General features: G+C 40.8%; 13 protein-coding genes, 1 other RNA gene and 1 pseudogene. 13 read left to right on the top strand and 2 right to left on the bottom strand.

Translation table 11 applies throughout. The annotated features are described in order from the left end of the window. The first annotated feature begins 3 nt into the window (after nucleotides 1-3). The 8 genes and pseudogenes from HMPREF2685_RS01605 to pepC all read left to right on the top strand — a co-directional run bounded on the left by HMPREF2685_RS01605 (nucleotide 4) and on the right by pepC (nucleotide 7,416). Nucleotides 4-808: pseudogene (locus tag HMPREF2685_RS01605) on the top strand (amino acid ABC transporter permease). Then, a complete protein-coding gene (locus tag HMPREF2685_RS01600; RefSeq protein WP_003003991.1) occupies nucleotides 808-1,551 on the top strand; it encodes an amino acid ABC transporter ATP-binding protein in 744 nt (247 codons plus the stop codon). Before HMPREF2685_RS01605 ends, HMPREF2685_RS01600 begins: the two are co-directional and overlap by 1 nt. 81 nt (nucleotides 1,552-1,632) lie before the next feature. Further along, complete coding sequence (locus HMPREF2685_RS01595) at nucleotides 1,633-1,860, top strand: DUF4059 family protein (RefSeq protein WP_003003995.1); 228 nt, start codon at nucleotides 1,633-1,635, stop codon at nucleotides 1,858-1,860. Nucleotides 1,861-1,918: 58 nt separating this feature from the next. Beyond that, nucleotides 1,919-2,830 carry a thioredoxin-disulfide reductase gene (gene trxB / locus HMPREF2685_RS01590; RefSeq protein ID WP_070464887.1) on the top strand — a complete coding sequence of 304 codons (912 nt, stop codon included), beginning with the start codon at nucleotides 1,919-1,921 and terminating at the stop codon, nucleotides 2,828-2,830. Between the two features lie 138 nt (nucleotides 2,831-2,968). Next, nucleotides 2,969-4,429 carry a nicotinate phosphoribosyltransferase gene (locus HMPREF2685_RS01585; RefSeq protein ID WP_023920286.1) on the top strand — a complete coding sequence of 487 codons (1,461 nt, stop codon included), beginning with the start codon at nucleotides 2,969-2,971 and terminating at the stop codon, nucleotides 4,427-4,429. Then, nucleotides 4,426-5,250 carry an ammonia-dependent NAD(+) synthetase gene (gene nadE / locus HMPREF2685_RS01580; RefSeq protein ID WP_049474367.1) on the top strand — a complete coding sequence of 275 codons (825 nt, stop codon included), beginning with the start codon at nucleotides 4,426-4,428 and terminating at the stop codon, nucleotides 5,248-5,250. The genes HMPREF2685_RS01585 and nadE overlap by 4 nt, the downstream gene beginning before the upstream one ends. A gap of 212 nt (nucleotides 5,251-5,462) precedes the next feature. After that, on the top strand, nucleotides 5,463-6,014 hold the full coding sequence (locus HMPREF2685_RS01575) for a GNAT family N-acetyltransferase (protein ID WP_070464884.1): 552 nt from the start codon (nucleotides 5,463-5,465) through the stop codon (nucleotides 6,012-6,014). Between the two features lie 67 nt (nucleotides 6,015-6,081). Continuing rightward, complete coding sequence (gene pepC, locus HMPREF2685_RS01570; protein WP_049474365.1) at nucleotides 6,082-7,416, top strand: aminopeptidase C; 1,335 nt, start codon at nucleotides 6,082-6,084, stop codon at nucleotides 7,414-7,416. Nucleotides 7,417-7,848: 432 nt separating this feature from the next. On the opposite strand, the gene pbp1a is transcribed toward pepC, so the two are convergent. Both pbp1a and recU read right to left on the bottom strand, forming a co-directional pair. After that, a complete protein-coding gene (pbp1a, locus tag HMPREF2685_RS01565; protein WP_070464882.1) occupies nucleotides 7,849-9,966 on the bottom strand; it encodes a penicillin-binding protein PBP1A in 2,118 nt (705 codons plus the stop codon). After that, the gene (gene recU, locus HMPREF2685_RS01560) at nucleotides 9,967-10,560 is read right to left on the bottom strand and encodes a Holliday junction resolvase RecU (RefSeq protein ID WP_021154546.1); all 594 of its coding nucleotides are present in this window, start codon (nucleotides 10,558-10,560) and stop codon (nucleotides 9,967-9,969) included. Nucleotides 10,561-10,624: 64 nt separating this feature from the next. On the opposite strand from recU, the gene HMPREF2685_RS01555 reads away from it, so the two are divergent. The 5 genes from HMPREF2685_RS01555 to HMPREF2685_RS01535 all read left to right on the top strand — a co-directional run bounded on the left by HMPREF2685_RS01555 (nucleotide 10,625) and on the right by HMPREF2685_RS01535 (nucleotide 14,605). Then, the gene (locus HMPREF2685_RS01555; protein ID WP_070464879.1) at nucleotides 10,625-11,152 is read left to right on the top strand and encodes an SLOG family protein; all 528 of its coding nucleotides are present in this window, start codon (nucleotides 10,625-10,627) and stop codon (nucleotides 11,150-11,152) included. 69 nt (nucleotides 11,153-11,221) lie between these two features. Further along, the gene (gene gpsB, locus HMPREF2685_RS01550; protein WP_049473359.1) at nucleotides 11,222-11,563 is read left to right on the top strand and encodes a cell division regulator GpsB; all 342 of its coding nucleotides are present in this window, start codon (nucleotides 11,222-11,224) and stop codon (nucleotides 11,561-11,563) included. Nucleotides 11,564-11,579: 16 nt separating this feature from the next. After that, nucleotides 11,580-11,945: RNase P RNA component class B (gene rnpB / locus HMPREF2685_RS01545), an RNA gene on the top strand. Nucleotides 11,946-12,011: 66 nt separating this feature from the next. Beyond that, entirely contained in the window at nucleotides 12,012-13,169 is a 1,158-nt protein-coding gene (locus HMPREF2685_RS01540; RefSeq protein WP_070464873.1) for a THUMP domain-containing class I SAM-dependent RNA methyltransferase, read from the top strand. A gap of 11 nt (nucleotides 13,170-13,180) precedes the next feature. Beyond that, the gene (locus tag HMPREF2685_RS01535; protein WP_049482720.1) at nucleotides 13,181-14,605 is read left to right on the top strand and encodes a cell division site-positioning protein MapZ family protein; all 1,425 of its coding nucleotides are present in this window, start codon (nucleotides 13,181-13,183) and stop codon (nucleotides 14,603-14,605) included. Nucleotides 14,606-14,719 lie beyond the last annotated feature (114 nt).

Below are 14,719 nucleotides of genomic sequence, written 5' to 3'. Positions count from 1 at the left end.
AAAATGTTTACAACTAATCTTTTAGCTGCCAACTGGTATGCTGACTTTTTAAAACACGTTCCAGATAGCAAGCTGTTTAGTTTGAGAGCCGTATTGGATGCATTTCCGGCAGTCATAGGAAAATTGCCTGTGACGATTTTATTAGCCCTAGGAGGCGCATTTTTTGGGATTGTTTTTGCTATGATTTTTGCTCTGGTCAAAATTAATCGTGTACGAATTCTTTACCCGATTCAAGCTGTTTTTGTCAGTTTTTTACGTGGGACTCCTTTGTTGGTTCAGCTGATGTTGACTTACTTATTATGGGATTCCTCTTATTTTAAAAGCGATCAATCAGTCTTATGGAACAGCTTTTAATATTAATGCCATTCCAGCTGAGTTATTTGCAATTGTGGCTCTTGCCTTTAATGAGGCGGCTTATGCGAGTGAGACCATCCGGGCAGCCATTTTATCAGTGGATCCTGGTGAAATTGAGGCAGCGCGTAGTCTTGGAATGACCAACCGTCAAGTTTATCGCCGGATTATTATTCCCAATGCAGCAGTCGTTGCAACTCCTACTTTAATCAACTCTCTCATTGGCTTGACCAAGGGGACCTCGCTAGCCTTTAGTGCCAGTGTAGTTGAAATTTTTGCCCAAGCACGGATTATTGGGGGGAGCGATTTGAAGTACTTTGAACGCTTTATCACGGTATCGATTGTTTACTGGATTGTGAACATTCTCATTGAAATACTAGGCCGTCACATTGAACGTCGACTGGATATTGAGACTCCCGTAGCAATTGATTTACCAGATCAGGAGGTCCGGATCTAATGATTTATATTTCAGAATTATCAAAGACATTTTCAGGTCAAAAGGTTTTAAATAATCTAAGTTTGGAAATTCAAAAAGGGGAAGTCGTGGCCCTAATCGGGTCTTCGGGAGCTGGTAAATCAACCTTCTTACGCAGTTTAAACTATTTGGAAGCACCAGATAGTGGTAGAATTAAGATTGATGATTTCGAAGTTGATTTTGAGCACATTACCCAAGATCAAATCTTAACCTTAAGAAGAAAATTGGCCATGGTGTTCCAACAGTTTAATTTGTTTGGTAGAAAAACAGCCCTTGAAAATGTGAAAGAAGGGCTCATTGTTGTGAAGGGCCTATCCGATCAAGAAGCAACGAAAATTGCTCGAGAAGAACTGGCAAAAGTAGGTTTATCGGATCGTGAAAATCACTATCCTCGTCACCTCTCAGGTGGACAAAAACAACGGGTGGCTTTGGCACGTGCCTTGGCCATGAAACCAGAGGTTCTTTTGCTGGATGAACCGACTTCAGCCTTGGATCCAGAATTGGTTGGAGAAGTTGAAAAATCCATTGCCAATGCGGCAAAATCAGGACAAACCATGGTACTGGTCAGCCATGATATGTCTTTTGTAGCGCAAGTAGCAGATAAGGTCTTATTTTTGGATAAAGGACGGATTATTGAATCTGGAACACCAGAGGAAATCATGCAACATCCAAAAGAAGAACGGACAAAAGAATTCTTTGCTAGTTACAAACGGACCTATGTTTGATATAATAGAGGAGAGGTAAGACTCAGCTGGCGATGCTAGCTGGGTTTGTTTTCTGAAAATGTAAAAATATTTGGAGTCGTGATGTTAAATAAATTATTGTCCTTATATTTACAAAGTTTAGTGACGACAACGATTTTAGTTGGGATCGCTTCTTGTATTTGGATTGGCTACCGTGCCCTTAAGAAGAAAGATAAAACAGCCAAGCAACGACAAGCCCATTTGTATGATATCCTCTTAATTGATATCATGACGATTCCTATTTTAACCTTTGCGGTCATAGGGATTTTGTTTATCTTTCAAGCACGATAATTGCAAAAAGACCGTGTTAGAATTATAATGGTTACAACAAAACAGAAAGAGGTTGAGTATGTTTGATACAGTGATTATTGGGGCAGGTCCTGCAGGGATGACTGCTGCCCTTTATGCAGCACGAAGCAATTTAAAAGTCGCATTGATTGAGAGAGGAATTCCAGGCGGTCAAATGAACAATACGTCTGACATTGAAAACTATCCTGGCTATGCGAATATTAGTGGCCCAGACTTGGCTGAAAAAATGTTTGAGCCTTTGGAGAATCTTGGTGTGGAACATTTGTTTGGTCAGGTAGAGCGCATCGAAGACCACGGAGCAACCAAAAAGATTGTCACAGATGATGGGGAATTTGAAGCTAAAACCGTGGTGATTGCAACAGGGTCTAACCACCGTCCATTGAATGTCCCTGGTGAAGAGGAGCTGAACAGTAGAGGAGTTTCCTACTGTGCTGTTTGTGATGGAGCTTTCTTTAGAGATGAAAATCTCTTGGTCGTTGGTGGTGGCGATTCTGCGGTAGAAGAAGCTGTCTTTTTGACGCAGTTTGCAAAAACAGTGACTATTGCCCATCGTCGTGATCAGTTGCGTGCCCAAAAAGTTCTTCAAGACCGTGCCTTTGCCAATGATAAAATTCACTTTGCTTGGAATACGGTTGTTGAAGAAATTAAAGGTGAACAAAAAGTAACGTCTGTCCTTTTAAAAGATGTGAAGACAGGAGTGGTTAGAGAGCAGGCCTTCGGTGGTGTCTTTATCTATGTCGGTTTAGATCCTGTCAGTGATTTTGCGACGGAACTTGGTATTTTAGATGAAAATGGCTGGGTGGTGACGGATGATCATATGAGAACCAAAGTCCCAGGTATTTTTGCGGTTGGTGATGTTCGTCAAAAAGACCTACGTCAAGTGACGACAGCAGTCGGAGACGGTGCGATTGCTGGCCAAGAAGTTTATAAATATATCACAGAAAACTTTTAATCCAAAAAATCTGAGCTTCCTGTCTCAGATTTTTTTCATGCTTTCCTTTCAGTATTCAATAGAGCTGAAATGTGCTATAATGGTACTAATTTTATGGTAGGAATTCATAGAACAAATCAATAAAAAAGAGGTATACATATGTATCCAGATGACAGTTTAACTTTGCATACTGATTTATACCAAATCAACATGATGCAAGTCTATTTTGATCAAGGTATCCACAATAAACATGCTGTATTTGAAGTGTATTTTCGTCAACAGCCTTTTAAAAACGGTTACGCTGTATTTGCTGGCTTAGAGAGAATTGTGAAATACTTGGAAAACTTGAGTTTTTCTGAGAGCGATATTGCCTATTTAGAGTCACTTGGTTATCATGGGGCCTTCTTGGAATATCTTCGTGATCTCAAGTTGGAATTGACGGTACGATCGGCTCAAGAAGGAGACTTAGTCTTTGCGAATGAACCAATTGTTCAGGTAGAAGGTCCTTTGGCTCAGTGTCAATTGGTGGAAACAGCCCTTTTGAATATCGTCAACTTTCAAACCTTGATTGCAACAAAAGCTGCTCGTATTCGTTCGGTCATTGAAGATGAGCCTTTGATGGAATTTGGAACACGTCGTGCGCAAGAAATGGATGCGGCCATTTGGGGAACTCGTGCAGCAGTCATCGGAGGGGCCAATGGAACTAGTAATGTTCGTGCAGGAAAACTCTTTGGAATCCCAGTTTTAGGAACCCATGCCCATTCTCTTGTACAAGTATATGGGAATGACTATCAAGCCTTTAAAGCTTATGCGGAAACCCATAAAGATTGTGTCTTCCTCGTCGATACCTATGATACGCTTCGTATTGGGGTACCAGCAGCTATTCAGGTAGCGCGTGAAATGGGAGAGAAGATCAATTTCCTAGGCGTCCGGATTGACTCAGGAGATATTGCCTATATTTCTAAAAAAGTTCGCCAGCAATTAGATGAGGCTGGGTTTACAAATGCTAAAATCTACGCTTCTAATGACTTGGATGAAAATACCATCCTCAACTTAAAAATGCAAAAAGCAAAAATTGATGTTTGGGGTGTAGGAACCAAGTTAATTACAGCTTACGATCAACCAGCACTTGGAGCGGTATACAAAATTGTCTCTGTTGAAAATGAAGCAGGAGAGATGATTAATACTATCAAGCTTTCCAATAATGCAGAGAAAGTTTCTACTCCAGGTAAAAAGCAAGTCTGGCGGATTACGAGCCGTGAAAAAGGTAAGTCAGAAGGGGACTACATCACTTATGATGGAGTAGATGTTTCACAACTGACAGAACTTAAAATGTTCCATCCGACTTATACCTACATCAATAAAACGGTCCGAAACTTTGAGGCTATTCCTCTTTTAGTGGATATTTTTAAAGAGGGTCAATTGGTTTATCAACTACCACCATTATCAGAAATTCAAGAATATGCTCGTAAAAATTACGATCAATTGTGGGATGAATACAAGCGTGTCCTCAATCCACAGCATTACCCAGTTGACTTGGCAAAAGATATTTGGCAGGATAAGATGGATCTAATCGAGGAAATGCGTAACAAGGCCAATGGAGAAGGAGAAGCAAAATGAGTTTGCAAGAAGAGATTATCCAACAATTGGGTGTCAAGCCTAGCATTGATCCTCAGGAAGAGATTCGCCGCTCGGTTGATTTCTTAAAAAGATATCTAAAAAAACATCCCTTCTTGAAAACATTTGTATTAGGGATCTCAGGAGGACAAGATTCGACTCTTGCTGGACGGTTAGCTCAATTAGCCATGGAAGAAATGCGCGCAGAGACAGGAGATATCTCCTATCAATTTATTGCTGTTCGCCTTCCTTATGGGGTACAGGCAGATGAAGAAGATGCTCAAAAAGCTTTGGCCTTCATCCAGCCAGATGTCAGCCTAGTCGTTAACATCAAGGAATCGGTTGATGCCATGGAACGCGCTGTCGAAGCAACAGGAACGGATATCTCCGACTTCAACAAGGGCAATATCAAGGCACGTAGCCGCATGATTGCGCAATATGCTCTAGCAGGAGCACATAGCGGAGCAGTGATTGGGACGGACCATGCAGCGGAAAACATTACAGGTTTCTTCACAAAATTTGGAGATGGTGGTGCAGATATTTTACCCCTTTTCCGTTTGAACAAGCGCCAAGGAAAACAATTGCTTAAAACCTTGGGAGCTGATCCTGCTCTCTATGAGAAAATCCCAACTGCAGATTTGGAAGAAGAAAAACCAGGTGTTGCTGATGAAGTAGCGCTGGGTGTCACCTATAATGAAATCGATGATTACCTAGAAGGCAAACAAGTGAGCCCAGAAGCTCAAGCAACTATTGAAAATTGGTGGTACAAAGGCCAACACAAACGCCACTTGCCAATCACAGTATTTGATCATTTCTGGGAGTAAAAAGGTCCAGTAGACCTTTTTAGCCAGAGTCTTAACATAGGAGAACGAGGTAGAAATCGGTAACTCGTGGAGTTCGATTTCGTAGTCTTCTTACCATATTATATTGTGAAAAGCATCAAAAAGAAGGGCGGTTTCATCCGTCCTTTTCTTCTAGATTAAAGTAAAAAACTTGCAGAATTCAAGTTGCATGGAAAAATGAAGGGAGACAACATATGAATCATCTTGGTAGTCTTGTTATGGAGACAGAGCATTTATACTTGAGGCCTTTCGTTTTGGAAGATGCACCAGCGATGTATGAAAATTGGGCTTCTGATCCTGAAAATCTGAAATATGTCACCTGGGATGCCCATACATCTTCTGAGAGGACCAGAGAATCAATCAAAAGATGGGTCGAACAGTATCAAAAACCAGATACTTATAAATGGGCGATCTGTTTGAAAACATCACCGGATCAGGTAATTGGAGATATTAGTGTGGTTTCCCAAGACCAGGAAAGTCAATCTTGCGAGCTGGGTTATATCCTTGGCAAGAAATTCTGGGGGCGGGGATTCATGACAGAAGCCGTCATAGCTGTTTTGGATTTCTTATTGAACGAAGTCGGATTTAAAGAAATCAAAGCTTCCTATGTTAGTTTAAATCCTGCTTCTGGAAAAGTCATGGAAAAGGCCGGAATGCAATATGTAGAAACCATCCCTAAAGCCATTCAACGCAAAGGATACTGCGGGGATAAAATTATTTATTCCATACAGAACCCCTCTCTATAGGGTGATTTTTACTTGAAGATTCTGCTCAAAGGATTATAATAGTAGGTAACGAAAAAAGGAGATTGCTATGTCAGAATTAACGAAAGAATTTACAGACCAGCTCTATGCCAATTATGAAGCAAACGTGAAATATGCGGCTCTTGAAAATGCTGTTACCCATAATGGGATTCATGCATCGCTTGAAACGCGCAAGAGTGCAGTAGAACATACACCAGTCTTTTCACTTGATTTGACCAAGGACAAGGTGACAAACCAAAAAGCATCTGGACGTTGTTGGATGTTTGCGGCTTTAAATACCTTCCGTCACAAGATGATTTCAAGCTTCCAATTGGAGGATTTTGAATTGTCTCAAGCACATACTTTCTTTTGGGATAAGTATGAAAAATCAAACTGGTTTTTGGAGCAAGTGATTGCTACAGCGGACCAAGAGTTGACCAGCCGTAAGGTGGCTTTTCTCCTACAAACCCCACAACAAGATGGTGGTCAATGGGATATGGTGGTATCCCTCTTTGAGAAATACGGAGTGGTTCCAAAATCAGTTTATCCAGAATCGATTTCTTCAAGCAATAGCCGGGAATTGAACACCTACCTCAATAAACTCTTGCGTCAAGATGCGCAAATCTTGCGTGACTTGATTCACTCAGGCGCAGATAGTGAGGCAGTTGCGAGCAAGAAACAAGCGCTGTTGCAAGAAATTTTTAACTTCTTGGCTATGTCTTTAGGATTGCCTCCACGTGAATTTGACTTTTCATACCGTGATAAGGACAACCAATTCCATAGTGAAAGTGGCTTAACTCCACAAAGCTTCTACAAAAAATATGTAGACCTTCAATTAGACGATTACGTCTCTATTATCAATGCCCCAACTACAGACAAGCCATATGGAAAATCTTACACCGTAGATATGCTGGGCAATGTGGTTGGTAGCCGTCCAGTCCGCTACCTAAATGTTCCAATGGATCGATTGAAAGAATTAGCTATTGCTCAAATGAAAGCAGGAGAAACTGTCTGGTTTGGTTCAGATGTAGGCCAAGTCAGCAACCGTAAAGCGGGAATCCTGGCAACAGATGTCTACGATTTTGAAGCAGGCATGGACATTCATTTGACACAAGACAAGGCGGGTCGCTTGGACTATGCAGAAAGCCTCATGACACACGCTATGGTCTTGACAGGGGTTGATTTAGACGAAGCAGGTCAGTCTCGTAAATGGAAGGTTGAAAATTCATGGGGAGACAAGGTCGGTACAGATGGTTACTTTGTGGCTTCTGATGCTTGGATGGATGAATATACCTATCAAATCGTGGTTCGTAAAGAATTCCTAACAGCAGACGAATTAGCAGCCTATGAAGCAGAACCAATTGTCCTAGCACCGTGGGATCCAATGGGAGCTTTAGCAAAATAATGATATAGAAAAGAGCCGAAAGGCTCTTTTCAGATTGAAGACAAAATATCTTAAAAACTTTCCTTAGGTGAGTACGGACGTCAGCGAACTTCTTTAAAGTTCCATGACTAATTATTGAGTCTAAGGTCTCAATAATTCCGAGTGCCTGAAACAATAACGTTTCAAGCACTTTTCTCACAGCGGAAAGTTTCAGTATTTTCTTAAATCGATTTAAATATTGGAACTCAATTTTGTTTTTTGCAGAATCACTTAACTTATTTTGCTTTAAAATAGTTTGTCTACATTCTAATAAGAGCCGAAAGGCTCTTTTTTTTATATACTCAAAAATAAAAAAGCTGGGAAGTCTAACTAAATAAATCAGATTTTATTCGTTCTGGTTTTTTAACCATTGTTTTAAAAAAAGCCGGGCAAAAGCCCGACTTCTCCATTCTATTATTCGTTATGATTGTTAGAGTCTTGCGAAGAAGGCTCAGATGGTTTAGATTGATTTTCTTCGTTCGAAGAGCTAGACGATGGTTCTTCATACGAATACTGATCAGTGGAATAACTTGGCTCATAGTAGTAGTTATTGTAGTTGTTCTTACCATTGTTTAAGTAGAGATAAGAACCACTTCGATACAGTCCACTTGGTTGCGTCCAATCCGTATGACCAGAGTTATTATTATTAGCAAGATAGAGCATCATTTGACGGTAGACATCCGTTGCGACCTGTATTCCATTATCCAATACTGGTGTAAAGCGATTGGAATAACCCGTCCAGACGGCCATAGCATATTCAGGTGTGTATCCTACGAATAATTCATCTGGTGTCACAATACTTGAATAACCTGTATTTTTTGTTAACTTATTGACCTCGTTATCATCATAGTTTGATGTACCAGTCTTACCAGCTTGGTAGATTCCCGAAATGGCAGCATTTGTACCGGTACCAGACAAGAGAACTGTCTTCATCATATCTGTCATCATGTAGGCAGTTGTTGCTTTCATTGCACGAGTTCCTTCGGACTCAAATTCCTTGGTTGTGCCATCACTAAAGACAACCCGACTAACATAGGATGGTTTGTAATAGGTACCGCCATTGGCAAAAGCAGCATAGGCAGCTGCCATTTTCTCACTGCTGGCTCCGTATTTGTTGCTAGAATCGCTAGTGTTACTCGAGATAGCGTTGGCGTAAACCATTTCTGGGTAATCGATCCCTAATCCATTGAGGAATTTCTTAGCTTGTTTAAGACCAACTTTTTCCAGGGCCTTCACCGCAGGCACGTTACGAGATTGTTGAATTGCGTAGGTAATGGACATGCTACCATAGTATGAACGGTCCCAGTTGTAGACAGGCGTTGATGAATGAGGGAAGTTGTATGGCGCATCTGTTGTAGTAGCTGCTGTAGAGGTATATTCCTCATGTTCAAGAGCTGGTGCGTAATCTGTGATTGGTTTCATTGATGAACCCCAGTCACGGTTAGTCTCAACGGCTTGGTTTGTACCAAAGGAAACGTTGCTAGATTGGTGACGAGAGCCAAGTTGTGCAATGACTTTACCAGTATTGACATCAATAACAGTAGAAGCTACTTGCAACTCATCATCTGGATAGTTGACATATTCATCTGTATTGTAGATATCCCACAATTTCTTTTGGGCTTCAGTGTCAACGTTAGTATAAACATCCATCCCTGTCGTCAATACATTGTAGCCCGTTTCTTCTTCGACCTGTTCGATCACTTCTTTCAGGTAATTATCCATATAGGCGGGATAACTGCTTGAAGAACTAAGACTTTGTAGACCATCTGTAACAGGTGTGTTGACCGCTGCTTCGTATTGTTTATTAGAAATGGTCTTCATATCGAGCATTTCTTTTAATACTAAGTTTCGGCGCTGTTGCGCTGCTTCAGGGTGGGAGTATGGGTCGTATTGGTTTGGTGCTTGGGGCATTCCTGCAAGGAGTGCTAATTGAGGGAGCGAAAGATCTTTTAGATCTTTTCCGTAATAACTTTTCGCAGCCGTCTGCATTCCGTAGTTCCCATTCGCCATAAATACTTTATTGACGTAATAGGTCAATATTTCTTGTTTGGTTGCTTTCTTTTCCAGTTGAGTTGCTAACCAAGCTTCTTGGATCTTACGAGAGAGGGTACGGTCAGAGGCTGAAGTGGAGAAATAGGTTAACTTGATCAATTGTTGCGTCAAGGTTGAACCACCCTGACTTCCTCCTCGCAAGTTGTGAAGGAAGGAACCGCCGATCCGAATAATATCGACCCCACGGTGATTGAAGAAACGGTGGTCTTCAATCGCTACGATAGCATTGACCAAATCAGTAGGGATTTCATTGGCAGAGACGTTGATCCGTTTCTCAGCCCCCAAATCCGCAATCAAGTTATTTTGGTTGTCATAGATCTTACTAGATGTTGTTGCAACCAAATCTTTTTCAGACAAGGTTGGTGCTTTCATAGCATAGTAACCAAATATCAGTCCACCGAGGACAAATAAAAGTAAGAAAAATGAAATGGCTGCGATGGCAACATATTTCAACCATTGAATGACTGTTTGTTTATTCATTTAAATACCGCCTAGAAGTTTCTGTTCGATAATATCAAGATAAGGAACGCTTGGAAGACGATTCTTATCTACTAGAAAGCCGTGCTCCTGAATATAGGAGAGGGGCATGGATTTACTACCATGATCGATGTTGTAATAGTGAATTAATGCAGGAGCAGGAAGTAAGTAGGTTTCACTCAACTTTGCAAAATGCAAGAGAACGAAACAGATACCGCCTTGCTGGACAACTGCCTCCATATGATCGATTTGATGTTGATGAAAATTTTTCATCGGCATGGACTGTTTTTGCTGTGTTTCCTTAGCTTCAAAATCGATATAGCGTCCCTTGTATACTCCAGAGTAGTCCGTCGTTGAGGCTTGCCTGAAATAGGCTTCAACAATCTTTGCCCGACTGCGACGTGGATAATCTACTTTCACGATTTGAATCGGGGTTGGTTTTTTATGGATGACTGCTAGACCTCGAGAAAGATAGTATTGATTGCTTTCGTTGATCATTTTTTCAAATGTCATCCCACGATTCGCAAAGTCGATCGGATGTTTCTTTTGTGTAGAGACCAAGGTTTTTTTGGCTACTTTATGTGGATAGTTGACCATAGTTCTCCTTATTGGTACAATTACATCACTCTATTATATCATAAATTAGAATAATGAGGAAAAAATGAATACCATACTTGTTGCAGGTTATAAGAGTTTTGATGTGGGAGTCTTTTCCGATAAAGACCCTCGACTGCCCATCATTAAAAAAGCTATTGAAAGAGATCTTCGTCGTCTATTTGAAGAAGGAGTGAAATGGCTGGTCTTTTCTGGTAATTTGGGATTTGAGGCTTGGGTACTAGAAGTTGCTTTTGAGTTAAAAGAAGATTACGATTTTCAAATGGCGACGATCTTTCTATTTGAGAACGTTGGCGAAAATTGGAATGAAGCCAATCAGGAAATGTTGGCACGTTTCAAACAGGTGGATTTCGTGAAATATGCCTATCCACACTATAGCAATCCGGGTCAATTAAAAGAATACAATCAGTTTTTGATAGATAATGCGGATGGAGCTTACCTTTTTTACGATCCAGAAAATGAAACCAATTTAAAGTATCTTTACAAAATGATGCAAGAAAAAGAACTATTTTATATCAAACAATTAAGTTTTGATGACTTAAATGAACTTGCTGAAAATTTTTACGAAAACTAAGTGTTATACCTTGATTTTTCTTACCAATTTTTTATATAATTGAGATGATGAACTAGATTGGAGAGAGTAATGGCAAGTATTATTTTTACTGCGAAAGATATTTTTGATCAAGATTTCAAACGAGAAGTTCGTGGTTATAGTAAAGATGAAGTAAATGAATTTTTGGATGATGTTATAAAAGACTATGAAACCTATGCTGCTTTGGTGAAGGAATTGCGTGAAGAAAACGCACGCCTTCGTGAAGAACTTGCCCAAAAAGCACAGGAAACACCACAAACATCTCCAATTGCTAGTACAGCTACGCAAGAATTCCCGCAAGTGACAACAGCGACGAACTTTGATATTCTTAAGCGACTCAATCGTTTGGAAAAAGAAGTTTTTGGGAAACAGATCGTAGATCGCGATTATTAATCACATAGATCGTGCAATTTTTGGATAATCGCGTGGGAGAATGCTCTCATGAGGAAAGTCCATGCTAGCACAGGCTGTGATGCCTGTAGTGTTTGTGCTAGGTGAATCCATAAGCCTAGGGACTTGGTATTCAAGTTACGGCGAGTGAAGGAGCTAAGTCTAAGGATAAGCTCTAGTAGCTCTGAAAGTGCCACAGTGACGTAGTTTTTAGGGAAACCTAAAAAGTGGAACGCGGTAAACCCCTCAAGCTAGCAACCCAAACTTTGGTCGGGGCATGGAATGCGTGGAAACGAACATAGCATTCTGACTGGAAACAGTAGACAGATGATTATCGAAGGAAATGGTACCTAGTCATTTCTGGAACAAAACATGGCTTATAGAAAATTGCATATAGGTTGATGAGGTAGAGAGAGATCTCAACCTCCTTTTTTAAAGTGATAGGAATAAGATGAAAAAACAATTTGAATTGATTGCAACGGCAGCTGCTGGTCTAGAGGCAGTTGTTGGTCGAGAACTACGCGATCTTGGCTACGATTGCCAGGTTGAAAATGGACGGGTTCGATTTCAAGGAGACCGTCGAGCAATCATCGAGACAAATCTCTGGTTGCGCGTGGCTGATCGAGTGAAAATTGTGGTTGGGACTTTTCCAGCCAAAACATTTGAAGAACTCTTTCAAGGTGTCTTTGCTTTGGATTGGGAAAATTATTTGCCTTTAGGAGCACGTTTTCCTATTTCTAAGGCTAAATGTGTCAAATCAAAACTGCATAATGAACCTAGCGTTCAGGCCATTTCGAAAAAAGCAGTTGTTAAAAAGTTACAAAAACACTATGCCCGACCAGAAGGGGTTCCCTTGATGGAAAATGGGGCAGAGTTCAAGATTGAAGTATCGATCCTTAAAGATCAAGCCACTGTCTTGATTGACACCACTGGTAGTAGCCTCTTCAAACGTGGTTATCGGACTGAAAAAGGGGGAGCCCCTATTAAGGAAAATATGGCAGCAGCAATTCTTCTGCTGTCAAACTGGTATCCAGATAAACCCTTGATTGACCCGACATGTGGTTCTGGAACGTTTTGTATTGAGGCGGCGATGATTGCGAGAAATATGGCACCTGGTTTACGTAGGACCTTTTCTTTTGAAGAATGGAACTGGATGGATGATCGCTTGATTCATGAAGTCCGTCAAGAAGCAAGCAGAAAAATCAATCGCGAGATCGAATTGGATATTATGGGAACTGATATCGATTCACGGATGGTTGAGATTGCCAAAGAAAATGCACAGAAAGCGGGCGTTAGCAGTGATATTACTTTCAAACAGATGCGAGTCCAAGATCTTCACTCAGATAAGATCAACGGGGTGATTATCTCCAACCCTCCATATGGAGAACGCTTATCTGATGATGAAGGTGTGACGAAATTGTATACTGAAATGGGGCACGTATTTGCACCTCTCAAAACCTGGAGTAAATTTATCTTAACCAGTGATGAAGGTTTTGAATCTAAATTCGGTGGTAAAGCAGATAAAAAACGAAAACTTTATAACGGAACCCTAAAAGTTGATCTCTACCAATATTTTGGGGAACGAGTAAAACGGCAGATTAAGGCATAGAAAGGATTTTTATGACAGAGAAGGATAAAAAGCCATTAGAGCAAGAAACAGAATCAATTTTAGATTTTGAAGATGCTAAAGAGATGACGATTGGGCAGGCCAATCGAAAGGCAGAAGAAATCGAAGCAGGTGTAACTGAAGGTGATAATGTCTTAGACAAATACATCAAACAACACCGAGCAGAAATTGAAGCTGAAAAATACGACACAAAGATTTTGGCCAAAGAAGAATTGGCTAAAGCTGAAGAGTTGGCAGCTACAGAAACAGTTGCTGAAGTAGCTGAAGCAGTGGAGGCGCCGGAAGTGACGGAAACGGTCTTGGAACAAAGGCCTGAAATGGATGCTATCTCAACTGAATTACCTGCTAAGATTAAATTTGGTCCCACACCAACTGAACCAATTGTAGAAGCTGAGGAACTTCCTGAGGAAACACCAAGCAATGCGGGTAAACGAATCAAAGCGGTTCTATACTCTGCATTAGGTCTTGCGATTGTCGGTTCGGCCATTTTTGTGACCTATAACTGGATGCACAGTCGTGGAAAATCTGGTGGTACAACTGTTGTGTCGTCTTCATCTAGCAAGTCATCTTCTACTTCTAAATCAAGTAGCAGTGAAACACAAGCTCAAAAATTGGAAGAGTTTACCAAAGCCTACGATGCCTTTTTTGTAGATGAATCAAAAAGTGCTCTTAAAAATGATAAATTCGGAGACTTGGAAAATCTGAAGAAACTGCTGGACAAATTAGAAGGAAGCAGTGATTATAATGCGGCTAAAACAAAATATGAAGACCTTGTAAAGCAAGTTTCTGCTATTCAAAAAGTGAATTCTCAATTTAGTTCTCCAGTCATCAAAGATGGAGTTCTTGATGCAACTGCCAAAGCGAAAAGTGATGCGACCTTTGCAGAAACAAAGACAGGCAATGAAAAATTAGATAGCTTATTGAATGAAGCGGTTGCGCAAGGACGTTCACAACAAGTTGCGACACCGGCACCAGTGACTGGAACAGGTGGTACAGATACTTCTAATGCAACCCCAGCCCCAGCTCAAGCAGCAACACCTACGGCCCCAGCTGTCAATGCTGCTACAGGTAGTGCAGGAACGGCAAGTCCAGGCTATTCAGGGTACGGTCTTCCAAGTGATGGTGTCCCACTTCAGCGGAACTTGAGTCGTGTGCCATATAACCAAGCAGCTATCAATGATGTCAATAACCCAGCTTGGGTATTTGGTGATGGGATCCTTGAAAAAGTATTGAATATTGCTCGTAAACGTGGACATATCACTGGCAATCAATACATTTTAGAGCGTGTCAATATCATTAACGGTAATGGCTATTACAACCTCTTCAAACCAGATGGAACCTATCTCTTTAGTATCAATGCCAAGACTGGTTATTTCGTAGGAAACGGAAAAGGTCATTCAGATGCTCTGGATTATTAATGCTTGATCAGACATCCCCTTTTTGGGAAAAATGACAATAAAAAAGGATGAACCAGAGGTTCATCTCAGATTGAAGACAAAATCATCTTAAAAACTTTCCTTAGGTGAGTACGG

Origin of the sequence: Streptococcus sp. HMSC074F05, assembly GCF_001808725.1 — a bacterium.
Taxonomy (GTDB): domain Bacteria; phylum Bacillota; class Bacilli; order Lactobacillales; family Streptococcaceae; genus Streptococcus; species Streptococcus parasanguinis_I.
Note: the sequence above shows the minus strand (reverse complement) of the source record. Positions and strands in the feature narration are given on the sequence as shown.